Source organism: Psychrobacillus syltrankelensis (assembly GCF_055454035.1).
Genome location: NZ_CM144227.1, coordinates 1,755,068 through 1,779,072, shown reverse-complemented (window position 1 = coordinate 1,779,072; position 24,005 = coordinate 1,755,068). Strand labels below are relative to the sequence as shown.

General features: G+C 33.5%; 25 protein-coding genes. 20 read left to right on the top strand and 5 right to left on the bottom strand.

The annotated features are described in order from the left end of the window. Positions 1 to 8: 8 nt before the first annotated feature. Entirely contained in the window at positions 9 to 149 is a 141-nt protein-coding gene (locus ACTSKG_RS08670) for a hypothetical protein (RefSeq protein ID WP_464757781.1), read from the top strand. 281 nt (positions 150 to 430) lie between these two features. Here the strand turns inward: ACTSKG_RS08670 and ACTSKG_RS08665 are convergent, their stop codons facing one another. Beyond that, complete coding sequence (locus tag ACTSKG_RS08665) at positions 431 to 1,252, bottom strand: SLAP domain-containing protein (RefSeq protein WP_464757780.1); 822 nt, start codon at positions 1,250 to 1,252, stop codon at positions 431 to 433. A 151-nt stretch (positions 1,253 to 1,403) separates the two neighbouring features. Between ACTSKG_RS08665 and ACTSKG_RS08660 the strand changes: the two genes are divergently transcribed. Both ACTSKG_RS08660 and ACTSKG_RS08655 read left to right on the top strand, forming a co-directional pair. Beyond that, entirely contained in the window at positions 1,404 to 1,826 is a 423-nt protein-coding gene (locus tag ACTSKG_RS08660; RefSeq protein WP_464757779.1) for a hypothetical protein, read from the top strand. A gap of 45 nt (positions 1,827 to 1,871) precedes the next feature. Beyond that, positions 1,872 to 2,765, top strand: a complete 894-nt coding sequence (locus ACTSKG_RS08655) for an NAD-dependent epimerase/dehydratase family protein (protein ID WP_464757778.1) — start codon at positions 1,872 to 1,874, stop codon at positions 2,763 to 2,765. Positions 2,766 to 2,809: 44 nt separating this feature from the next. On the opposite strand, the gene ACTSKG_RS08650 is transcribed toward ACTSKG_RS08655, so the two are convergent. Then, entirely contained in the window at positions 2,810 to 2,983 is a 174-nt protein-coding gene (locus ACTSKG_RS08650; RefSeq protein WP_464758003.1) for a DUF805 domain-containing protein, read from the bottom strand. A 475-nt stretch (positions 2,984 to 3,458) separates the two neighbouring features. Here ACTSKG_RS08650 and ACTSKG_RS08645 point away from each other — a divergent pair, with 475 nt between their 5' ends. The 15 genes from ACTSKG_RS08645 to ACTSKG_RS08575 all read left to right on the top strand — a co-directional run bounded on the left by ACTSKG_RS08645 (position 3,459) and on the right by ACTSKG_RS08575 (position 19,330). After that, entirely contained in the window at positions 3,459 to 4,583 is a 1,125-nt protein-coding gene (locus tag ACTSKG_RS08645) for a hypothetical protein (protein WP_464757777.1), read from the top strand. Between the two features lie 161 nt (positions 4,584 to 4,744). Continuing rightward, positions 4,745 to 5,449 (top strand): hypothetical protein, encoded by a 705-nt coding sequence (locus tag ACTSKG_RS08640; protein ID WP_464757776.1) that lies wholly within the window; start codon positions 4,745 to 4,747, stop codon positions 5,447 to 5,449. 153 nt (positions 5,450 to 5,602) lie between these two features. Then, the gene (locus ACTSKG_RS08635) at positions 5,603 to 6,331 is read left to right on the top strand and encodes a YveK family protein (protein ID WP_464757775.1); all 729 of its coding nucleotides are present in this window, start codon (positions 5,603 to 5,605) and stop codon (positions 6,329 to 6,331) included. A 6-nt stretch (positions 6,332 to 6,337) separates the two neighbouring features. Next, a complete protein-coding gene (locus ACTSKG_RS08630; RefSeq protein ID WP_464757774.1) occupies positions 6,338 to 7,039 on the top strand; it encodes a CpsD/CapB family tyrosine-protein kinase in 702 nt (233 codons plus the stop codon). Positions 7,040 to 7,096: 57 nt separating this feature from the next. After that, positions 7,097 to 7,864 carry a tyrosine-protein phosphatase gene (locus ACTSKG_RS08625; protein ID WP_464757773.1) on the top strand — a complete coding sequence of 256 codons (768 nt, stop codon included), beginning with the start codon at positions 7,097 to 7,099 and terminating at the stop codon, positions 7,862 to 7,864. Positions 7,865 to 7,914: 50 nt separating this feature from the next. Beyond that, entirely contained in the window at positions 7,915 to 9,804 is a 1,890-nt protein-coding gene (locus ACTSKG_RS08620; RefSeq protein WP_464757772.1) for a polysaccharide biosynthesis protein, read from the top strand. A gap of 55 nt (positions 9,805 to 9,859) precedes the next feature. Continuing rightward, entirely contained in the window at positions 9,860 to 10,969 is a 1,110-nt protein-coding gene (locus ACTSKG_RS08615) for a DegT/DnrJ/EryC1/StrS family aminotransferase (protein WP_464757771.1), read from the top strand. 5 nt (positions 10,970 to 10,974) lie between these two features. Further along, the gene (locus ACTSKG_RS08610) at positions 10,975 to 11,613 is read left to right on the top strand and encodes a sugar transferase (protein ID WP_464758002.1); all 639 of its coding nucleotides are present in this window, start codon (positions 10,975 to 10,977) and stop codon (positions 11,611 to 11,613) included. Positions 11,614 to 11,639: 26 nt separating this feature from the next. After that, positions 11,640 to 12,272 (top strand): acetyltransferase, encoded by a 633-nt coding sequence (locus tag ACTSKG_RS08605; RefSeq protein WP_464757770.1) that lies wholly within the window; start codon positions 11,640 to 11,642, stop codon positions 12,270 to 12,272. A gap of 116 nt (positions 12,273 to 12,388) precedes the next feature. Continuing rightward, positions 12,389 to 13,630, top strand: coding sequence for a glycosyltransferase family 4 protein (locus ACTSKG_RS08600; protein WP_464757769.1), 1,242 nt, complete (start codon positions 12,389 to 12,391; stop codon positions 13,628 to 13,630). A gap of 76 nt (positions 13,631 to 13,706) precedes the next feature. Continuing rightward, entirely contained in the window at positions 13,707 to 14,831 is a 1,125-nt protein-coding gene (locus tag ACTSKG_RS08595) for a glycosyltransferase family 4 protein (RefSeq protein ID WP_464757768.1), read from the top strand. A gap of 10 nt (positions 14,832 to 14,841) precedes the next feature. Then, a complete protein-coding gene (locus ACTSKG_RS08590; protein WP_464757767.1) occupies positions 14,842 to 16,050 on the top strand; it encodes an O-antigen ligase family protein in 1,209 nt (402 codons plus the stop codon). A gap of 7 nt (positions 16,051 to 16,057) precedes the next feature. Further along, the gene (locus ACTSKG_RS08585; RefSeq protein ID WP_464757766.1) at positions 16,058 to 17,272 is read left to right on the top strand and encodes a lipopolysaccharide biosynthesis protein; all 1,215 of its coding nucleotides are present in this window, start codon (positions 16,058 to 16,060) and stop codon (positions 17,270 to 17,272) included. A 79-nt stretch (positions 17,273 to 17,351) separates the two neighbouring features. After that, positions 17,352 to 18,011 (top strand): ABC transporter ATP-binding protein, encoded by a 660-nt coding sequence (locus ACTSKG_RS08580; RefSeq protein WP_464757765.1) that lies wholly within the window; start codon positions 17,352 to 17,354, stop codon positions 18,009 to 18,011. Further along, the gene (locus tag ACTSKG_RS08575; protein WP_464757764.1) at positions 18,008 to 19,330 is read left to right on the top strand and encodes an ABC transporter permease; all 1,323 of its coding nucleotides are present in this window, start codon (positions 18,008 to 18,010) and stop codon (positions 19,328 to 19,330) included. Before ACTSKG_RS08580 ends, ACTSKG_RS08575 begins: the two co-directional genes overlap by 4 nt. A gap of 118 nt (positions 19,331 to 19,448) precedes the next feature. On the opposite strand, the gene ACTSKG_RS08570 is transcribed toward ACTSKG_RS08575, so the two are convergent. The 3 genes from ACTSKG_RS08570 to ACTSKG_RS08560 form a co-directional block, all read right to left on the bottom strand. Next, the gene (locus ACTSKG_RS08570; protein ID WP_464757763.1) at positions 19,449 to 19,643 is read right to left on the bottom strand and encodes an acyltransferase; all 195 of its coding nucleotides are present in this window, start codon (positions 19,641 to 19,643) and stop codon (positions 19,449 to 19,451) included. Between the two features lie 85 nt (positions 19,644 to 19,728). Next, entirely contained in the window at positions 19,729 to 19,938 is a 210-nt protein-coding gene (locus ACTSKG_RS08565) for a DUF2599 domain-containing protein (protein WP_464758001.1), read from the bottom strand. Between the two features lie 793 nt (positions 19,939 to 20,731). Beyond that, positions 20,732 to 21,073, bottom strand: coding sequence for a DUF805 domain-containing protein (locus tag ACTSKG_RS08560; protein WP_464757762.1), 342 nt, complete (start codon positions 21,071 to 21,073; stop codon positions 20,732 to 20,734). A gap of 911 nt (positions 21,074 to 21,984) precedes the next feature. On the opposite strand from ACTSKG_RS08560, the gene ACTSKG_RS08555 reads away from it, so the two are divergent. Together ACTSKG_RS08555 and ACTSKG_RS08550 are read left to right on the top strand one after the other, a co-directional pair. Beyond that, positions 21,985 to 23,115, top strand: a complete 1,131-nt coding sequence (locus ACTSKG_RS08555) for a hypothetical protein (protein ID WP_464757761.1) — start codon at positions 21,985 to 21,987, stop codon at positions 23,113 to 23,115. A 133-nt stretch (positions 23,116 to 23,248) separates the two neighbouring features. Continuing rightward, positions 23,249 to 23,935 carry a hypothetical protein gene (locus ACTSKG_RS08550; RefSeq protein ID WP_464757760.1) on the top strand — a complete coding sequence of 229 codons (687 nt, stop codon included), beginning with the start codon at positions 23,249 to 23,251 and terminating at the stop codon, positions 23,933 to 23,935. Positions 23,936 to 24,005 lie beyond the last annotated feature (70 nt).

The following is a 24,005-nucleotide window of genomic DNA, read 5'->3' as shown; positions in this document are numbered from 1 at the left end:
GTAAAATAATGAAAAAAGCAATTCTTCTTATACTAATCATGTCTGTGGCCCTAGCTACAAATATGAACGCTGAGAAAGTAGAAACAGCAATAGATTCTCATGCAGAATATGAAGCGAATTTCTTTCCAATCCATCCACCTGTAGTTTAATTTTGAAGTTATCTTTTCTCTGTTAAGACTGGCTAGTTGTCATTATTTTAAAATAAATAAATCAAAAGCAGTTATAGAAAAAGTAAGAGAGATCGATACGAGGGTCTCTCATTTTTATTATTTCATTAAAGAATTATTTCTTAAAAACAGCGATATTTAATTGGACTGAGTAGCCCCGATTCTATCCTCGGAACTAAAGAATGAATTCAGATGGATATAACTTTTTTTATATATATGAGCAAAACCGTTATAGAATGTCTCTATAACGGTTTTACTTGTGTTTATAAAGTTTGTGGAATCATTTCAATCATCCAAGAACTGAAGTCCGGATTTTCTTTCATGAACACTTCTTTTGGGAAAGACAAGCTAATCGGACGCGCTTGTTTTGTATCAATTTGAAATTCTCCAATTGGAAAACCAAGTTTACATACCATATCTCCAGCTGCATCAAACAATTGAATTGGCAGGTTTTCAATTGTTAATGATTGGGAAAATGCATTACGAATGATGATATAAATTTGGACTGCGTCTTCTGTTTCATGGAAATGGAATCCGACTACCGAGATTTCATTCTCTTTTAGTGGTTCTAATGAAGAAACTAAACTATGTACATAGCCTTTTTGATCATCTGTAAGTCCATTTGACCAGTTTTCATCTAAATACAATTCAAAATCTTTTACTACCTTTTCGTAATACTCGAATACCATTTCAAAATCCATTTCATTTGTTATCTCTTCATAAGGAACAAGTAGATCCTCTGCTTCAAATAGAAAATTCCAAGGTCTAGCAGTACATGGTTCTAACTCGCCAAACAACTCCATATCAAATTGTTTTTTCGCTAGTTCTTTCCCTTCTTTATCTTTCACAACTAGTACTACTTGTTCTAGACGTAATTTCTTAGCTAAAGAGTGTCTTATAATAGCTGTTACAACGATTCCAGAATCAACTGTATATAGTTTTACCCCATGAACATGAAGTTGGTTAGCTTCCAAGTTTTCTAATTGTTGATGAAAATATTGAAATATATATTTCTCTTGTGCAGGTATTTCCCAATCAGCAGAAAAGGCTATTTCCGTTTTAAAAGTTTTAGGAGAATTTGTCATTATTTAATTCCTTTCCATTTAAATAGTATTCTTCCATTATATCATAATAAAATGCTTAGCTCCCCTTATAGGTAGTTAATAGATTAATAGATAGTGGAAGAAAGCTTATTGTTGTAAAATAGAAGAATATTCAAAAGGAGGAAAATTAATTATGATGAAAAAAACCGTTCGAATAGCATTCGTAATAATTTTACTTGTTTCAGTTATGACACTTAATACAAACCAAGCAAGCGCGATGACAAAAGTGATGTGGGGTAAAACAGAATTAAAGGTTGGTCAAATTGGTAAAGCAACGATTCTTAAGAGCGCAACTTTATGGAAACTAGAAAAAGATAACTCTTTGACAAAAATCCGTGAACTTAAAAAAGGGGAAGAATACCGAGTATATAGCTATAAAAGCAATAATGGTGGATTGTATGGAGTAGGGGGAGGAGCTTTCGTTCAAAAAAATGCTTCCGTTAAGTATGAAACTCCTTCTAAGAGTAAGTTGAATTTATTAAAACAATCAAATGGCGGTAACGTGGAGATTCCAAAAGAACCAGAAGCTCCTTTAGAAGTAATCTCTGTGGAATAGTGCTGTGAATGGAACTGATTAGTCAATTGAAATGAGGGGAAAGAGATGGAAAATGTTCTCGTATTAGGTGGGACTCAATTTTTTGGTAAAAAGCTTGTGTATAAGCTTTTGGAAAATGGGAAGCACGTAACAATAGCTACTCGGGGCCTTAATAAAGATCCATTTGGTGAAAAAGTGGAGCGACTGATCATAGATCGAGAGAAAAAATCATCATTAGAAGAAGCATTTTCTAATAGGAAATGGGATATCGTATACGATCAATCCTGTCAGTCTCCACAAGAAGCGCTCGATACAGTATCTGCTCTAAAAGGGAAGGTTAAGCGTTATATATTTACATCTACTCAAGCAGTTTATGAGTACGGTACTAAATGGAGAGAAGAAGATTTTATCCCTGAAGATTTTACTTTTGACTATAAAAGTAGAAAACAATATGCTGGCTACGAGGGGTATCAAGAAGCAAAACGTGCTGCTGAAGCAGTATTATTTAATCAAAGTGATTTCGATGTTGTAGCAGTGAGGTTTCCAATTGTTATTGGAACTGACGATTTCACGGAAAGATTAAAATTTCATGTAGATAAAGTGCTAAACAATGAAACGCTAGGGATAAAAAATCCGAAAGCAAGTTATAGTTTTATTCTTTCAGATGAAGCAGCAGACTTTCTATATAAACTGAGTCAATCCTCCTTTACTGGACCGATTAATCCTGGATGTGCAGAGAATATTTCATTGGGAGACCTTATAAGAAAAATAGAAAATCGTGTAGGGAAATCGGCCAATATTGTGCATGATGCACCAGTAGCAAACAATTCACCGTATGCACTTCCTGGTTCGTGGTCTATTAATACCGAAAAAGCGAATCGACTCGGCTATCAATTTTCAGATTTACACACAATATTGGATGAGCTGATTGATTATTATATTAGGATCCATAAATCATAGTTGCTGAAAAAGAATAACCGCTCTATAAAGGAGCGGTTAACTTATTATCTTTTAGGATATGACCCATATTTTTTCTCACTAATTTGTCCATCTTGACACGTAAATACAATTACAATAATAGGACCAACTAGAGGAATTATATTAAGTAAAAACCACCCTCCACTTCGGGAGATATCATGTAAATTACGCACGGTAACTCCTAGAGATGGGAGTAATATTTATAAATAGCATGTTAGAAGTTCCTTCATTTGAGAAATCGAATGTGGGTCTTTTTTGTTTAGAAAAAGACGTTTAAGAATGATAATTAAATCTTCTTCAGGACAATAATAGGTAAAATCCTCAATTAGTACCAGTTTTTTGTCTGATACTACTAGATTAATATAAAAAATTTTAGACTCATCCTTCATTTGAGAAAACGAAAAAATAATTTTTTTAGTTGAGAAAAGTTACTATTCAAACTTTTATTACTGAAAGTGTCTGAAATTTAATTGAGTATTTAGGGAAAAAATCCTCATTTTAATAATTGGTTCTAATTAACTACTTATTATGATGCATTTTATACTTTTTTATCGAATGATGTATAAAACTGTCGACAAAAAGTTGAATTGTATAAATCTTGATAGTACTATGAAATTGTTGAAATATATTGATAATTTCTCAACGACTAATTCTAATCTTTAGAGGAGGAGTATTATGGGAAGAAGGTTTTGGAAACAATCAGCAGCAGCGGTGTTGTTAACAACTTCAGTTTTATCATTTTCATCAGTAACTTACGGGAACACAACTGTAGATCAATCTTTTAACTCCATGAAAGCAGAGTTAAACAGAGGGACGACGAACTATGTGTATCCAGCACTAAGAGGGCAACTAGTATCAAGCAATATTTTATATCCATCGTTAAATAGTGCAAAGAGAAACTACGAATTAACTAGAAAAGTTATAAATTCATCTTCAATTTCTACTGCACAAAAGGAATCGAAGTTGCAAGAGATTGATAATTTGTATAACGAAAAGATTGTAAAAGGCTTAATCCCTTATATTGATGCTTATAACTATGCAACCAAATATTTAGTACCAATCATGAGTGAAATCAATGCAGCTCAAGAAAGAAATGATTTTGCAACTGTTGAAAAGGGATATCATCAATTATCTTATCAACTGAAAGGTAGATCAGCAATTTTATATCGTTTTTCTGGTAAAGCAGCTCGTGATTTATTGTTAGATCATTACAAAAAAACCGCAGATGCCAAACGTGATGAATTAATGGTTCCTGTAACAATTTATATGGAGATCAATAAAATCAATAATTTATTGGCTAATGGGAAAATAGCAGAAGCTAAAGCAGCTTACGCAGAAATTGATGCTTTATTGCACCGACTACCAGACGCTTCTTCTAACAAATTTGTTGCTGCACTATTAAATGAAGTAGCAAAAGTGAGAGAAGCAATTAACGGATCACTAACTCCACAAGAGGTATTGGATTCGAAAGTAGCAGGTTTAGTAACTTTTCTAAATCAAAGTCCAAATTTTACAATGTCAACAATAGCATCTAACTCTTTAATTGTAACTATCCAGGAAGATGAGAGTATATTAGACTTTTTAAATAAAGGATTCTATTCAGCATTTACTAGTCAGCTAGGAGTGACAAAAGTGAATGGGAAAGATCCAATATCATTGGAGACTATAGCGTATATTCAATCATTGTTTCCAACAGGTGCTAAATCATTAAGTGATTTGAAAGGTCAATCAATAATTTTACCATTAACGGTAAACAATGGTGCTGAAATAGATGTTAACTTTTCTATATCTTTTCAATAATAATTAGTTTTTAGCCCTCTCACCAATTTTAGTGGGAGGGTTTTTCTGTAAATATTTACAGAATTACATTTTTGTTCCGATTTTATTTATAAAATGGGTTTATAAATGAATATTAAGGGAATTACAAAAATGTGTTTATTAATAAAACAAAGGGGAACTGTATGAAAAAACTGAAAATTTTTCTTAGCGTTGCATTAGTGCTTTTTCTTGGGGGAGGAAGCTATCTACTCTATTTATTTAAGTTTAAAGAATACGAAGTGGCGGATGAAGAAGTTACAAAAATTATAGGAGAGTCTTATAAAGTAGAACTCCCTAATGGTCTTAATCTTCTTATAGATGAAAATGGGGAGATTATAGAAAGTGAGAGCGATAAGGAAAGTACATCCAATGTTACCGTGGCTGAAGAAACCTCTGAAACAGAATCCGCTTTAGCATCTGAAAAAGGGTCTTCTACACCATCTTCCAGCAATCCAAATATTAATGAAAGTACGACCAAGGCTACTAATGACAAGCCGACAGTATCTACTATAAAAGAGAGATATAAACCTGCATTTGAAAGTTTAGAAGATCAAGCAGATTCTAAATTAGATTCGCTCACTCGTCGTGCGTTCAATGAATATCAAGAAAAGAAAGAGAGTACAGAAGGAGTGAACTTTGCTTACTTCTACAAAAAGTATGTAGCTGCAGCCAATGAACTTGAGTTAAGTACAGACAAAATCTTCTATGGAGTTATGAACGTAGTAGAAAAAGATCTAATTGCAAATGGTTTTGATAAATCATATGCTCAAAGCTTTAAAGAGGATTATGAAGCTCGGAAAAAAGCGCGACGGGATAGCTTACTAAGCAAGGCGTTAGATAGACGTTAAAAATTCCGCTCGGGCAGTAAGTCCTAGCGGTTTTTTGTATAATTCGACAATATATATCATTTTTCGCAAATTTAACCATAAAAAATATTTTGTTAACTAAATATATGCTATAGTAAAAAAAATTTGAAAGACTTGTAAAGGAGATACAAGTAAATGGAAGAGACTATTAGCTTACAAGAGTTACTAAAAACGTTCAAAAAAAGATTTACTTTGATAGTTATATCATTGGTTACTGGAATAATCATAGCAGGTGTAATTAGTTTCTTCTTTCTAACACCCATCTACCAAGCGTCGACACAAATACTTGTAAATCAACAGAAGATCGAACAACAACCATTTACTTCGCAGGATATACAAGCAAATCTACAACTCATCAATACATACAATATTATTATCAAAAGCCCTGCTATCTTATCAAAGGTTATCGAAATATTAGACTTAAAAACTACTCCAACTGCTCTTACGAGTCAAATTAACGTCACTAGTGCGCAAAATTCTCAGGTCGTCAACATAAGTGTACAAGATCCTGAGTCCTATAAAGCAGTCGATATAGCAAATACCACTGCTGAAGTATTTCAAGAAGAAATAAAAATGTTAATGAATGTGGATAATGTCAATATTCTTTCTCCTGCTATAAATGGAAAGAACCCGACTCCAGTTAAACCAGATCCAATTCTAAATATGGTAATAGGTGCTATTTTGGGATTGATGATAGGTATAGGTATTGCATTTTTAATGGAATATTTTGATACTACCGTAAAAACAGAGCGAGATATTGAGGAGTTACTTGCTCTACCTATACTAGGATTGGTTAGCCCTATTTCAGAAAATGATATGCCTCAGCCGAGTGATCTTATTCAAAACAGGAGAGAGAAGAGGTGATTAGCTATGTTTAAAAAGAAACAAAAAGTAAAACAAACAGCAGCTCGTAAATTAATAACGACTGAAAATCCAAAGTCAATAGTATCCGAACAATTTCGAACAGTTCGAACAAATATTACTTTCTCCATGCCGGATAAAGATTTAAAAACATTGCTTTTTACTTCCTCTGCACCTGGAGAAGGGAAGTCAACTTCAGCTGCAAATGTAGCAATTGTATTTGCCCAGGAGGGGAAAAAGGTTTTACTAATTGATGCTGATATGCGGAAACCCACTATGCATCATACTTTTCATATGTCTAATGCAATGGGATTATCCAACTTATTAACAAGAAAGTGGGAAGTCAAGAATGTTTTAATATCCACTTCAATAGATGGACTAGACTTGATAACGAGTGGTCCAATTCCTCCAAATCCAGCGGAATTGATTAGCTCAAAAATGATGGATTTGTTGACCGATCAATTAACGAAGGATTATGATCTTATCATTTTTGATGCTCCACCCCTATTATCAGTAACTGACTCCCAAATTCTATCAAACAAATGTGATGGCACTATTTTAGTTATTAATTCGGGGGCAACAGAAAAAGTAAGTGTGCAAAAAGCAAAAGAAGCTTTAATTAAGTCAAAAGCAAACATTCTTGGGGTTCTTTTAAATAATTTTAAACTGGAAAAGGATCACTATTACTATCATTACTATGGGGTAGAGTAAGGGGAATATCATATATTTCTACTTTTTAAATATTTAATAAAGAGGAGTAATAATTAAATGATTGATATTCATAGTCATATTTTATTCGATGCAGATGATGGTCCAATGAGTAAAGAAGAGTCAATTCAGATGCTTGAATATGCAGTGAATGAAGGAATAACAGAAATAGTATCCACATCTCATGTTTTGCATCCTCAATACAATGCAAATGCAAAAATAGTAAAAGATAGACTAACCATTTTACAAGAAAAAATTGAAAGTGAGAAAATTCCTTTAAAGATTCATTTAGGTCATGAAGTTCGGTTGCGGATAGATTTGGTAGATCTAATAAAAAATAATGAAGTGTATACACTAGCAAACTCTAGATATGTTTTGTTAGAGCTTCCTTTCCAAGAAGTACCAAACTATACAGTAAATATTATACAGGATTTGTTAGAAGAGGGGTTCATTCCTGTCATTGCTCATCCTGAAAGAAATAAAGGAATTGCGGACAAACCTGCTCGTTTAACAAAATTGATAACCCATGGAGCCATAGCTCAAATAACAGCAGGAAGCATTGCTGGACACTTTGGAAAAAACATTCAAAAGCTTTCCTTACAATTAGTCGATGCTAATTTGGTGCACGTATATGGCTCGGATGCTCATAACCTGAAGAATCGTCCTTTTTTGTTTGATGATGGATTGACCTATCTGGAGAAAAATAAAAGATTAGAGAATGTAGATATATTTCTTGAAAATAACGCAAGGATTGTGGAAAACAAAGAAATAATCCTTTTGGAACCTGAAAATTTAAAATTAAATAAATGGTGGAATTTATTTAATTAATGAACGACAACAGTTTTTGATTAAAATTTTTCAAGGACGGGGGAAATCCAATGACCTTTAAAAAAAGGATGTCGATGTTAGTTCTTGTCGATTCATGTATTGTCCTATGCTCCTTATATATAGGATATTTTCTAGTACATCCAACCGATTATCCACTTACAAGTTTTCTTCTATTAAATAGCTCACTAGCTATGCTAGTTGCTCATCACTTGTTTGCAATGTACTTTGGTTTATATAGAAAAGTATGGGAATATGCATCTATCTTAGAATTAGTATCCATATTCAAAGCGATAACTTTGTCTATTATTGTCGTGGCAGTTATGCAGCAAATAACTACTGGTGGAATATTATACCGAGCACTTGCTATTACATGGATGCTCCATATTTTGTTAATTGGGGGATCAAGGCTATCATGGAGAGTTTTTCAAGGTACTTTTTTAACCAATAACAAGGAACAGGAAGAGAGAAAACGTACGCTTATTATAGGTGCAGGATCAGCTGGTACAATGATTGCCCGCCAATTGTTGAAAAACAAGGAATCTCCTTTAAAACCACTTGCATTTTTGGATGATGATTTTAAAAAAATAGGATTAGATATTTTTAATATAAGAGTAATGGGAGGGACGGACATAATTTCTGATGTGGTAAGTGAAATGGATATTGAACATATCATTATAGCCATTCCTTCATTAGAAAGACCGAAAAGTTCATATCTTATGCAACAATGTCTAGACACTAAAGTTCGGACACAAACCATGCCTCTCATTGAAGACTTACTGACTGGAAAAGTATGTGTCAATGAAATGCGTGATGTGAAAATTGAAGATTTACTCGGCCGTGACGAGGTAGAACTAGATTTAGAATCTATAACTGCTAGCCTGAGAAACAAAAAGATTCTTATAACTGGAGCTGGAGGATCGATTGGCTCAGAAATTTGCAGACAAGTAGCGAGGTTTAAACCAAAACAAATTATTCTACTTGGTCACGGTGAAAATTCAATTTATACCATTGATATGGAACTGAAACAGCATGTGTCATCTAATACAAAAGTTATTCCTATAATTGCAGATATCCAAGATAGAGAGCGCATTTTCGAGATAATTTCTAAGTTTAAACCAGACGTATTATACCATGCTGCAGCTCATAAGCATGTTCCTTTAATGGAATATAATCCTATGGAAGCAGTAAAGAATAATATTTTTGGTACAAAAAATCTTGCAGAAGCAGCAGATAAATATAAAGTTGGACATTTTGTGATGATATCGACGGATAAAGCAGTTAACCCAACGAATATTATGGGCGCAACAAAGCGATTTGCTGAAATGGTGGTTCAGAATATTGCAAAAGAAAGTAAAACTAAATTTGCAGCAGTGAGATTTGGAAATGTTCTTGGCTCTAGAGGGAGCGTTGTTCCGCTATTTCAGAAACAAATTGCAGCAGGGGGTCCCGTAACAGTCACTGACCCAAAAATGACTAGGTTTTTTATGACTATACCAGAGGCGTCAAGATTAGTAGTCCAAGCAGGTACACTTGCAAATGGAGGAGAAGTATTCGTTCTAGATATGGGGGATCCTGTAAAAATAATAGACCTTGCAAAAAGTCTAATTAGATTATCTGGCTTTAGAGTTGATGAAATTGATATTAAATATTCTGGTATTCGACCCGGAGAAAAGTTATATGAAGAATTGTTAAACGAAGATGAGATACAAAGTAAGTTCGTACATCCAAAAATCCATATAGGTAGTGCAACTCCAATCGCGAAAATGGAAATGGAATACATTATGCAAAAACTTCCAGAAATGACGGAGGAAGAATTGAAAGAAACTTTGATTGGTATTGCCAATCAAAAAAACGTGGAACACTTACTACCTCACAAAAAGAAAAGTCACAAATTAATTCCGATTAAAGTTAATCAATATTCCATGACTACAAGATTATGATATCCAAATAATTTTAATTTTTGTCTTGTGATAGTTAAGGAAGGATGAAAAGTACATGGTGGAAAGAATTTTTTTGTCCTCACCACATATGAGCGATGAGGGTTTTGAGTTGCAATATATTAAGGAAGCATTTGATACGAATTGGATTGCTCCACTTGGCCGAAACGTAGACGAGTTTGAAAGGGAGCTTGCCAAAAAAGTAGGTTCAAAGGCAGCTACGGCTCTGTCATCTGGTACAGCAGCAATACATTTGGCTCTTAGAGCGGCAGGTGTGGAAAAAGGAGACATAGTCTTTTGTCCATCCCTCACTTTTTCTGCTACAGCAAATCCAATTATATACCAAAATGCCACTCCAGTTTTTATAGATAGTGATGAAGAGACATGGAATATGTGTCCGAATGCATTAGAGAAAGCCTTCATAAAGTTTCCAAATGTGAAGGCAGTCATTGTTGTGCATTTATATGGATTGTCAGCCAAAATGGATAGAATCGTAGAGCTTTGTAAAAAACATAATGTGACCTTAATAGAGGATGCAGCTGAAAGTTTAGGAACCTATTACAAAGGAAAGCATACGGGCACTTTCGGAGAATATGGTATTTTTTCATTCAATGGCAATAAGATAATTACGACGTCAGGTGGTGGGATGCTTGTATCTAACAATGAAGAAAGATTGGAAAAAGTAAAGTTTTGGGCAACACAATCGAGAGATCAAGCAAAACATTATCAGCATAGTGAATTAGGATTTAATTATCGAATGAGCAATGTTGTTGCCGGCATTGGCAGAGGGCAGCTTAAGGTATTAGAGAAAAGGATACAGAAAAAGAAATACATATTTGATTATTATAAACGGGAATTAGAGCGCCTAGATGGTGTTCAATTCATGCCCATCAATAGTTGGGACGAACCTAACTATTGGTTAAGCTGTATGACATTGAAAGGCACTGTGAGACCACTCGATATTATGGAAGCTCTTGAAAAAGTGAATATTGAATCAAGACCACTATGGAAACCTATGCACATGCAACCATTCTTTCAGCAATATGATTTTATCGGAGAAGGTGTATCAGAGAAACTCTTCAAGAATGGTATATGTTTGCCATCGGATACAAAGATGAGTACAAGTGATTTGGAGAGAGTTGTAAAGAATATTAGGAAGCTGTGGTGAGTAAGATGAAACTCTCTAGGCACGGAATGTATAAAAGGTTTTTGAAGAGACCACTCGATATTGTATTATCTCTGATTGCAATTATTATTTTTAGTCCAGTTTTTTTTGTAGTTGCTGTTCTTGTTCGATTTAAACTGGGTAGTCCTGTGTTGTTTAAGCAAAATAGACCTGGGCTGGACGAGAAAATTTTTACTATGTATAAGTTTCGCACGATGACAGATGAAAGAGATGAAAGAGGCAATTTACTTAAAGATAATTATAGATTGACGAAATTTGGAAAGTTTCTACGTGCTACGTCTCTCGATGAGATTCCGGAACTTTTTAATATTTTCAAAGGAGATATGTCTTTTATAGGCCCAAGACCATTATTGGTTCAATACTTACCTTTATATAATGAGCAGCAAAGAAAGCGTCATAATGTACGACCTGGGCTATCCGGTCTTGCACAGGTGAATGGCAGGAACTCACTAGACTGGGAGAAAAAATTTGAATTGGATGTACACTATGTGGAACATATCACCTTTTGGGGGGATATGAAAATCATCTTCTTAACTTTAAAAAAGGTGTTTATAAAAGAAGGTATTAATTTTAATAATGTTGCAAAAAGCAACAGATTTCAAGGTACGGACAATAACCGAGGTTAAAAATAAATTTCAATGGAGGGAGACTAATGAAAAAGCTCTTTATCATTGGCAGTGGAGGATTTAGTAAACAAGTTATTGAAATCGTGGAGCAGCTTAAGAATAAATGCGAAAAATACAAATTGGTTGGCTTAATTGACGACAATGAAAATCTTTTAGGAACGGAAGTATTAGGATACAAAGTGATCGGAACAACTGATTACTTATTAAATTGTTCAAAAAAGGAAAAAGTGTACGGTGTTATTGCTATAGCAAACGGTGAGATCCGAAAGCAAATTGCTCAAAAACTAAATTGTGTCCAATGGTTAAATCTTATACATCCTGATGCCTTAATAAGTGAATATGTAAAGTTTGGAAAAGGAAATATTATTTGCGCAGGTGTAATTATTAATCCAGAGTGCCATCTTGGCGACCATTGCCATATCAATATTGGCACAACAATTGGGCATGATGTCAATATGATGGATTTTGTCACGGTTATGCCGGGAAGTAGAATTTCAGGAAATGTTACATTAAAATCCCACTCAATGATAGGGACAGGCTCCACGATTATACAAGGTTTAATAATTGAAGAGAATGTTAAATTAGGAGCTGGAGCTGTTGTAACAAAAAATACAATAGAAAATGGCTTATATTTGGGAGTTCCAGCGAAGCAAAATTAAAATTAGATAAATTCTTTAATACTAAGACTGAGAGATGCTTGAAATAATCAGAATGGGAATTGGCAATCTCCGAAGATACTACACGTCAAAATCATTTAATGGGGGGGATGAAGAAGGTGCAGAAAAAAACAGTTTGGATTTTAAATCATTATGCTCATGGGACGTTTCATGAAAAGGGAGGCCGTCACTATTGGTTCGCAAAATATCTTCTAAAAGATGAATTTCAACCTACCATTTTTTGTGCCAGTACAAGACATAACAGCGAGGATGTAATTAATGTAACTAATGGTAAATACAAGATTAAATCGACTGATGGCATTCCTTACGTTTTTGTAAAAACATCAAATTACAGGAAGAACGGTATTCAGAGAGTTAAAAATATGTGGGAATTTTATAGAAATCTTTTTCCTTCTACAAAAGATTATTCAAAACTCTATGGTAAGCCTGATATCATACTAGCTTCTAGTGTTCACCCACTTACTCTTGTTGCAGGGATAAAAATAGCAAAAAAGTTTGCTATACCTTGTATTTGCGAGGTAAGAGATTTATGGCCAGAAACTATAGTTCAGTATGGCGCATTGAAGAAAAATAGTTTATTAGCGAAGATTTTATATTCTGGAGAAAAATGGATTTATAAAAAAGCGGATAAACTTATTTTTACTATTCCTGGAGGGAAGGATTATGTGTCAGGCATTGGTTTAAATTCGTCAAAAGTGAAATATATAAACAATGGTGTTGACCTAGTTAAGTATAAAAAAAATGAACGAGAAATTATATACCACGATGAGGATTTGGATGATACTTCAACATTCAAGGTCCTATATACAGGTTCCATGGGTACAGCCAATGAGTTATCTTACCTTATTAAAGCAGCCGAGTATTTGAAGAACAAAGGGATAAGTGATATTCAATTTATCTTGTTTGGAGATGGATATCAAAGAAAAGAATTGGAAGAATACGTTGTTAGAAAGGGATTGTCTAATGTAATTTTCAAAGGAAAAGTTAATAAGCAATTTATTCCTAATATATTAAGTAAATCGAATCTTAATGTCTTTACAGGAAAGCACATCCCTTTATATAAATATGGTTTAAGTTTAAATAAGATGTTTGACTATATGGCTTCTGGTAAACCTACTTTATCGAATATTGAATGTGAATATGATATTTTGTCTCTTTATAATTGTGGATTGACCGTAAAAGGAGGATCTGCAGAGGCTTTATTAGATGGTATTTTAACATTCTATTTTATGGATCAAGATGAATATTATCAGTACTGTAAGAATGCCCGGTTTGCTATTGAGGAATTTGATTTTAAAACTTTAACTAACAAGCTAGAAAAAATTATTTTAGAAGATTAAATTCGGAGGAGATTCTTTTTCGATAAAATACATACTTTTAATCTTCGATAAATGAGAGAAAGCGGTGGAAAGAGTTATGAAATTATTACATATAAATTCATACTATGGTGGCGGGATGTTATATAAAAATTTATACGATAAACAAATAGAAAATAATCTACATATTGACGTATATGTTCCTACTCTCACAACTTCTGATTTTTCTAGCTTACAAATGGGAGATTATACAACAGTAAGAAAAAACCATTATAAATATGATAGGTATTTTTTTTACATTAAGCATAAAAAAATCTATAAAGATCTCCTTAAAAATTATAAAATAGATAATTTTTCTATTGTTCACGCCCACTCCTTATTTTCTAATGGATATATCGCATTAAAAGCTAAAAAAAATTTTGGTATACCTTATATTGTTGCAGTGAGGAATACAGATGTAAATCAATTCTTTAAAAAAATGGTTTTCTTAAGAAAGTTAGGAGTGGAGGTATTAAAAGAAGCGGAAAGTATCATTTTTTTATCGGAGTCTTACAAAAAATATGTTGTCGAAAAATACGTTCCAGATAAATTTAAAAGAACAATACTCGATAAATCAGTAGTAATTCCAAATGGAATAGATAAATTTTGGTTTCAAAACAAAGGAACTCCAGCAAATCGTTTTATTAAAGAAGTATTGAAATTAGTTTATGTTGGGGAAATAAGTAGAAATAAAAATGTTTTAACAACAGTCAGGGCAATAGAGTTGCTTCGACAACGAGGGTACGACGTGAAATTGACAGTAGTAGGAAGGGTAACCGAACAATCTATTTATGAGGAAATAGTAAATCTCTTTTTTGTAAATTATATTGAACCTCAACCTAAAGAGAAGCTATTAGAAATATATCGTTCGAATCATATCTTTGTAATGCCCTCCATTACCGAAACCTTTGGACTCGTCTATGCAGAGGCGATGAGTCAGGGCTTGCCCGTAATTTATTCAAAGGGTCAGGGGTTTGATTGTCAATTTGAAGAAGGGGTGGTTGGGTATCATGTGGACTCCTTGAACCCCAATGAAATAGCAGAAAGAGTAATAGATATTGTGAATAATTATGAAGTAATATCAAACAATTGCTTGAATAATGTTGAAAAATTTAATTGGGATAGACTATCGAAACAATATAGTTCTATATATTCGAAATCGATGACTAGACTTCCCCAAAGATGAGAGGAAAATCATGACTATAAATAAATCAGACGATAAAAAAATAAGCATAGCTATCATGGCATCTTTTGTGATCCTTACTATACAATATTTTCTTCTGATTTATTTTAAATTAATAGATACTGCTGGTGCATCCAAGATTCAGCTACTTTCGAAAATTTTGGTTGGAGTAATTTTTTTATATGCGCTACCTGTAGTTTTAAAAAGAAGTAAGTTGAAGTTTTTTTGTGCATATTTTATAGCAGTCCTTATTTTTGTATCCAATTATGTGATATTTGACGAGAACCACTTGTACTTAAAGGAGCTAATCTTTCCGTTTTTCTTTATGTGTCTACCTGCTTTTGTATACACATTGAGTTTGGATGATTGGAATGTCTTCAAGCAAGTGATGAAAAAGGCAAGTTTTATCGTTTTTATATTTGGAACCGTTCTTGGAGTACTTATTATTTTTGGAAAAGCAACAGCTGGTACATACAGTATGGCTTTATCCTACTATATGTTGCTTCCGGCAATCATTTTTTTAGATGTACTAATAGATAAATATTCTCTCCGATCGCTTTTATTTTCGGTTATTTCCATTTTAGTCATCTTGGCGCTAGGTTCTAGAGGTGCATTATTATGCATTGTGTTTTTTATTCTATTAAAGGTGATAAGGTTTAATTTTAAGTTAACCTATTCAAAGGTTTTTTATAATCTTCTGGTTTTAGTAAGCATTGTCTTTTTAAGTTTGAATTTAGATAAACTACTGAATCTAATTTATGAAATATTATTTAAATATGGTATTAATAGCAGAAGTATCATGCTGTTTCTAAGTGGGGAAGTTCATTTAAGTGGAAGAGATTTTATATATGAAAGTCTTCTTAACTCTACACTGGATAATCCTATTCTAGGTCTTGGTCTTGGAGCAGATCGTCAAATTATCGGAAGAGATGGTGGTTATGCTCATAACTTTTTTTTAGAGATATTGGTTAACTTTGGTGTATTTTTCGGAGGTTTAATCATTATTATCTTTTTAATATTAGGTTTAAAGAGCCTGCTAGTAAAAAACATAGATACATACAATATGATTATCATTTGGCTTAGTCTAGGATTTATTCATTTGATGGTAAGTAGCTCTTACTTAACGGATATTAAATTTTGGATATTACTAGGATTCCTAATGAAATTAAATGTCATAAAGAAGAGAGCTAACATAGTTTTAGAAAATGGTGATAGATTGTGAGACATATATGAAAACAAAAAAATTTCTTTTAGATTCCTTGCTGAACATTATTTCGGCAGCATTACCGTTATTTGTTCTCCAGCTTGTATCTTTTCCTCTAATTGCTAGAGAATTAGGGGGAGAGGAATATGGAGTTATAGTTACCATCGTCAGTTTGTTTACAGTGATAAGTTTTCCTATTGGGAACGTGCTGAATAATGTTCGTTTATTAAAAGATAAGGATTATAAAATCTCTAAGGTTAATGGGGACTTTAATCTAATTTTAGTAGGTTCATCCTTGCTTAGTGTTATTTTAATAATAATAATTTCAGTTTATGTGGATCATACCATAAATTTATGGAACCTTCTTTTCATAAGTTTAATCACAATCTGTTCTTTATGGAAAGAGTATTTAGTGGTAAGTTTCCGTTTAGTTTTAAATTATAAAGGGATACTTCTAAATAATTTATATATGAGTCTTGGATATATAATTGGTTCTCTACTATTTTATTTTATTGGATACTGGCAAATTATTTATTTGATAGGTTTATTGTTTAGTTTGATTTACATTTTCCGCCACACAGAGCTCCATAAAGAACCATACAAGATTACCGCTTTATTTAAAGAAACAGTTTCTAAAGGTTCCATACTTTATATAGCCAGTCTTTTAAAAAATCTTCTTGGATATATAGATAAATTACTTTTACTACCATTATTAGGACCCTCTAGCGTAGCGATTTACTATACTTCTACTATTTTAGGGAAAATTATATCAATGATGATTACTCCTATTAACTCGGTTATATTAAGTTATTTAGTTAATGTGGAGAGCATTAGAATAAGAAATGTCTTAAAAATACTAGGGGTTGCTTCCATAGTAGGATTTCTAGGATACATTATGACTATTTTCTTAAGTCCTTTTTTCTTCGACTTTTTTTATAGAGAATGGGCTGAACAGTCGTTAGAACTGATTAAGATTACAACTGCAACAGCTATTTTAAGTGTAATTTCAACAGTACTACAGCCATTTAACCTTCGATTTAATAAGCTTAGCTGGCAAATTTATATGGGTGTTCTACATTTAATAGTTTATGTAGCAGCAGCATATTACTTCTACACTCGTTCTGGATTAATAGGATTCTGTTTTGGAATTCTTCTTTCTGCTGTATTTAAATTATGCATGCAGTTATTTATTTTTTTACTCAGCTATAAGCGAATAGATAAATCATATTCTAACAGTTAAAACTTGAACAAGAAGGATGATGCTTTCAAAATATGCACATCAATGTAAATGAGTTATAGCCCAAAAGGGAGGTTATCGGATGATTGAACTTCGAAATGTAAGAAAGTATTATCGGTCAGGAACTGAGAAGAAAGAAATTTTACGTGGAGTGAATTTTCATGTGGAGCAAGGTGAGTATGTTGCTATAATGGGAAAATCCGGTTCTGGTAAAAGCACGATATTAAATTTACTTGGTACGCTTGATGTTTTGGATTCAGGTGAATATGAACTTACGGGAAAATCAGTACATAAAATGAGTCGTGGGAGACGAGCGAGACTACGTAATGAAGAAATCGGCTTTGTATTTCAGCATTTTCAACTGATTCCCAATTTATCCGTATACCAGAATGTATTACTCCCTTTAACGTATGGACGGAAGCATTTGGGAAGTAAAAAAAAGCGTGTCCTTGCACTATTGGATGAGGTAGGACTTTTAAATAAGAAAACCCAAAAACCGGATAGATTGTCTGGAGGAGAAAAGCAGCGGGTTGCGATAGCAAGGGCATTAATCAATGAGCCAGGGCTTATACTTGCAGACGAACCTACAGGGAGTTTAGATGAGGAGACTACTGAAAGTATCCTGAATTTGTTTGAACGTGTTCATAAAAAAGGGGCAACTATTATAGTTATTACACACGACAAGGAAGTAGCAAAGAGAGCAGACCGTATTGTGCTATTGCAGAATGGGGTGCTCATATGAAGCTTGTGAATTCGTTTAAACTAGCATGCTTTGGGTTATGGTCCAACCGTTTTCGAGTTTTATCTGCAATGATTGGTGTCGTAATAGGGATGTTTGCGGTGATTGTTCTGACTGCCATTGCTATCGGGGTAAAAGATACCTTACTGAAGCAAATGGGCAATTTAGGTGCTGAACAGATTTTAGTACTTCCTGGACGGGTACTTGACACCGCAAATGGTCAAAAGGATCTACTGAGTGGACTAACAAGTGTACCTAGTACGTTAACTTACGAGGACGCACAGTCACTTGCAAAAGTGCAGAATGTTCAATCTGTGACACCACAATTAGAAACGGTTAGTGTAGTTCATTATGAGAAAAGAAAGACACAGTCGGCTTTAGTCGGAACAACTGTTAAATATCCGCACATTCAGCACGCTGAAATTTCCGAAGGACGTTTTTTTACATCTGAAGAACAAGCTGCGGGAGCAAAAGTAATTGTTCTTGGTAATAATATTCACGAAGCATTGCTTGATGAAAAGGATATGCCAACAGTTGAAGGTATTGAACCTACTGAAGTGATACAAAAAAGGCCACTATGGAAACGTATACTTGAAAAATTAGTAGGAGATAAGGTTTTTGCAGAACAAACATCTTTAGTTGGAAAGACAGTGACGATTAATGAAGAGACGTTCGAGGTCATTGGTGTCTTGGCGCCAAATGCTGCTCTTGGCTCCAGTACAGATAATAATGTGGTGATGCCGATTGAAACGGCAATTGCAACTACTGATATGAAAAACTTAACGAAAATGATTGTAGAGGCTATTAGCCTAGAGTCGGTAGATGAAGTAGACGGGGCGGTATTTGAAGCCTTAAGGGCACAACATTCTGATATCGATTTTAGCGTAGTTAAACAAGATCAAATGTTAGGTGCGTTAGGGAAGGTAACAACTATTTTACAGTTGATGCTTTTTGGAATAACGTTTACCGCATTGCTAATCAGTGGGACAGGTATTATGAATGTGATGTTAATGTCTGTTCGTGAAAGAACACGTGAAATAGGGATTAGAAAAGCGCTAGGAGCAAAAACGTCAGAAATAATGGGACAGTTTTTCTTTGAAACCTTACTTCTTTGCTTCATTGGTGGTTCGGTAGGAATTGGTCTTGGTTATGGTTTTATCGAAGTATGGAACAACAATATTGATATATTTGCTCTAGTACTTCCGATGTGGGCAGTAAAGCTGGCTTTATATACTTCGATTGGAATCGGCAGCTTGTTTGGTATATATCCAGCTTTGAAAGCAGCTAGTATGAATCCAAGCAAAGCTCTTAGATTTGAATGATGGAAGAGAGTTGCTTTTTACTTGTAATTGTTCCTTTATAGAAAGTGGCCACTCAAAATATTAGGCTACCAGATACCCATGGTGTTATGGTAGCCTTTTGTTTTTCTAAAACTTGCTATTATCTCTTTTCATCCGTTTCAAAATCGAACTTCTTTACATAGTTACATCCTTCACAAGCTACACCAATTTGTATCTCTGAATTAGGGTGTTGATAGTAGATTAAATCATATCCACATATTTCACATTCCATATGATGAAAAACTTTACGTGGACCAAGAATTTTGTCAAGCAGTAAGCTAAAATCTGGTTGCATTAATCAACATCCCTTTTGGTTTATATTTTCACAATAGTAAATGTACTAATAAAAAAGAGTGAAGTTTGACAAAGGTGAAAAAAAGTTAAAATTTCGGAATACATTTAGATAGAACTGTTCCAAAGTAACCAATGTTTTGTCTAGCTGGTTCTATGTTCCATGAACTTTTATCCTTGGCAAAATCATAATGAAAATTAAATTGATTTTTTAGTCCTTCTATATTTGACCATTTTTCATTATTCTTATGTATATCTACTATTTTGTCCCAAGCATCCGTTCTTTTTACTGCAGCTATATTGGCATCTCCAGCAGAGATAAGGTTATGGCTTATACGTAAAGCTCAAAGAGTCAATTCCACCTCTCTTTATCCATTCACTAATATAAAAGTAAGTTGAAAATGAGGAAGTTGTTATTTCTACTTCGAGTGTAGGTGGTTTTGTAAGTTTAGTAGTGTCTACTTTCAATTCTAAAGTATTACTAGCTTTAACATTTGAGAAAATGTTTATATTTTCTTTTTTTATCAACTTGTATAAATATTGCCTACATTATAAGTTTTTCTTTTGCATCTTGATAAAGTGCAATATAAAACCCATCTTGAAATTCAAATGTTATCTCAATAATTGTAGAATCTTTTAAAGTTGGGCTAAGTGTTATGTACTGAAATAAGCTAGTATCAACATTAATTAGTTTATATTTAATAGGTAAATTTAGGTTATTTTTGCTTTAGGATAATGTGATTTTTGGAGATCCAATACCTATTTTAGTTCTTCTTCATTAGTTAGAAATAAATTCTTTTCAAGGGCAATTGCTAAGGGAGTATGACTAAAATTTAATAATATCACAAAAATAAAGAATGTGATAAAGTACCTGTTAATAAAAATAATAATAATTTTAAACAGATATAAAATTTTTTAGTGCACTCTAGAAAGAGGAAGTTTTAACGAAGTTCTATACTATTGAATAATTCTACCTTATAAAATTTTCCTATAGTCATTTTTTGATTGTTAGATTAAAAAAGTAGAGAGGGAACTTCAAGTAATCCTCTCTACTACTTAATTTCACCACTGTTCTAACGAGCAGTAAATTTATTATCTTTTAGGATTTGACCCATATTTATTCTCACTACTCTGTCCATCTTGACACGTAAATACAATTACAATAATAGGACCAACTAGAGGAATAAAATTAAGTAAAAACCACCAACCACTTCGCCCGGTATCATGTAATCTTCGAACGGTAACCGCTATAGCTGGAAGTAAAGTAGCTAATGTATAAAGTGTTAATAAAAAAGATAAACCTGCGATTGACTCCACGATTGCAAAAACGACGGAAAAGATTATATCGAAAAGAATAAACATCCAGTATTCCTTACGTCTTGCTCTTCCTTGAAATCCTACATAATTCTTTAATACTTTCAAATACCAATACAAACAAAATCCCCCTGCAAATTCTAAGATGTTAATAGTAGTTTATTACTATTACATTTTTAGTATAGCATTTGGTTATTAGGTTTTTTAGAGGTAAATGTTTCCTGAATATTTGTCGAATTTTATTACAAGATTGTTACTGGTGCCAGGCACCAGTAACAATCTTGTAATAAACTATTCCGTCTCTATTTTATATATCTTCTAGCGACTGCGTAATTTGTTTTATATACTCCTGCTGAAATAGATTCTATTTTTGTCTTGTCGGATGCGTTTGGTGCAAATACCATTTTTCCGTAACTGTTATATAATCCCACGTGATATACTTTCCCTTTTCCTCTGTTCCCAGCAAAAAATAACTAAATCACCCAGCTGTAAATTGTCATTAGTAACTATTGTTCCTTTAGTAACTAATAGAAAGAGTCGCGGGGAAGTAGGATTAAGTGATTTTTAGAAACGGAATAAATCACGACGGACCAGTCATAACCAAATGAAGAAGTGCACACCCATAAGTAAGGAAGGCAAAGGAACATTTTGACAGTATCTACTATATCTTTCTGCGTAGTCTTATATGTTTTGCATCTTTTTTAAGTATGTATTTAATACCATTTTCCGGGGATTTTCCATGTGTTTAAAACTAACAAAATACCAACTTGCTAATATTACCTCGTTGTTACAACTATATTACTAGTGCCAGGCACCAGTAATACCTAAGGTACCAGTAATATGTCAGGAAAGAGTAATATTTTAGTTATGATTCAATGTCAAATCTTCCAAAAATTAAGTATTTAATAGGTAGTTGTGTGGCATTTTATCCGTATGAGAGTTGATTAGTTTCCAATTAAACGGTATTATAAAAATGTTGAAATATATTGGAAAATTCTCAACAACTAACCAAATATTAAAGGAGGAATAACATGAGCAAACGTTTTATCAAGCAAACAGCGGCAGCAGTATTATTAACAACTTCGGTATTATCATTCTCACCAGTTGCTCTTGGTGCGTCTACGTCGGTGGATCAATCGGTTAGCAATGTGAAGACGGAACTTAGTAAAGTCTCGACCCACTATGTGTATCCATCACTTGAAGGGAAACTTGTACCGAGTAGCGCATTATACGCTACTTTGAATAGTGCAAAGAAAAACTATCAGTCTACTAGAAGTGCTGTAGTTTCTTCTAAACTTTCTGCTGCACAAAAAGAAGTAAAGTTGAAAGAAATAGACACTCTTTACAACGAACAAGTTTCAGGAGGATTAGTGCCATATATTGATGCGTATAACTATGCAACAGAATATTTAGTGCCAATTATGAATGAACTTAAAGCTGCGGAGGCAAAAAATGACTTTGCTGCAGTGGAAACAGCTTATCACAAATTGTCTTTCCAACTAAAAGATAGAACATCAATTCTTTATCGTTTCTCTGGTAAAGCAGCTCGTGATCTATTATTAGATCAATATAAAAAACCTGCGGATGCAAAACTTAATGAGTTGAAGGTTCCAGTAACAATTTACATGAAAGCAGTACAGATTAATGATTTATTAGCTGCTGGTAAAAAAGAAGAAGCAAAAAAAGCATATGCGGATATCGATGCTTTATTAGTTCGTCTTCCAAATGCTTCAACAAACAAATTTGTTGCTGCTTTAAAAGAAGAAGTGGCTAAAGTGAAAAAAGCGGTTGATGGTCTTTCACCACAGCAAGCACTAGACTTACAAGTTTCTAGTTTAGTAACTACTCTAAATGCAAGCCAAGGTGACAAAGTTACTGCTTCAACTGTTGCTTCGAATTCTTTAGTTGTTACGATTAAAGAAGATGAATCAATTGCAGAGTTCATGGGTAAAGGATTCTACCAAACATTTACGAAACAACTAAAAGTGACGAAAGTAAATGGTTTTGATCCGACATCAGCAGAGGCTGTTGAATTTTTAGCGAAAGCTTTCCCTACAGGAGCAGAAAAACTATCTGATTTAAAAGGGAAAACACTTACAATTCCTTTAACAGTAAACAATGGCTCCGCATTTGATGTAACATTTACAGTCTCATTTAATTAAATAATAATTCATAAAAATCCCTTCACATCGACAAAATGTGAAGGGATTTTCTTCTTAATCTGACTTTTTTATCTATTCTTCTCTTATTCTTCATGCTAAACTATTTATATGAAGCTATATAAAGGGGAATTCTATGAAGAAATTTAAACTATTTTTAATAGCAGCAACCGTCATTATACTTGGTTCGGGAAGTTACATACTGTATACGTTTAAGTTTAAACAATACGATGTGGCAGACGAAGAAGTGACTGAAATTGTGGCTGATCCTTACAAGGTGGAACTACCAGGCGGGGTTACTCTTTTAATAGATGATCAAGGAAAAGTTGTGGAAAAAAGTACAACTTTAACTGTCGGCACGGTAAGTACTTCATCCAACACCAAAACAGAGGTTGTCCCAACAAGCGGAACTACTTCCAATTCGACTGATTCTACCAATAGTACAACGGGAAATAAAAATACGAAAAAACCGACTGTTGCATCGATCAAAGATAAATACCGACCTGCCTTAGAAGGACTTCAATCACAGGCGGATTCCAAAATTAATGCCCTCATCGGACGAGCAGTCACTGAGTATACAGGCAAGAAGGAAAAGGGAGAAGGAATAGATTTCGGTTATTTCTACAGTAAATACATGTCTGCTGCAAACAATTTAGAAGCAAGTACAGATACTATTTTCCAAGCTGTATTAAAAGCAGTAGAAAAGGACCTTACTAACAATGGCTATGATAAATCTTACGCGAAGAGTTTCAAAGATGAATACGAAGCAACTAAAAAAGCTCGACGAGATAGCATATTGAGTAAGGCGCTGGGGAGTAAATAGCACGGCGTCCCTGCTTCAGTCGCAATTTTGGCTTATAACTCCGCTGTATGGGTTTATGGAAACGGTATGG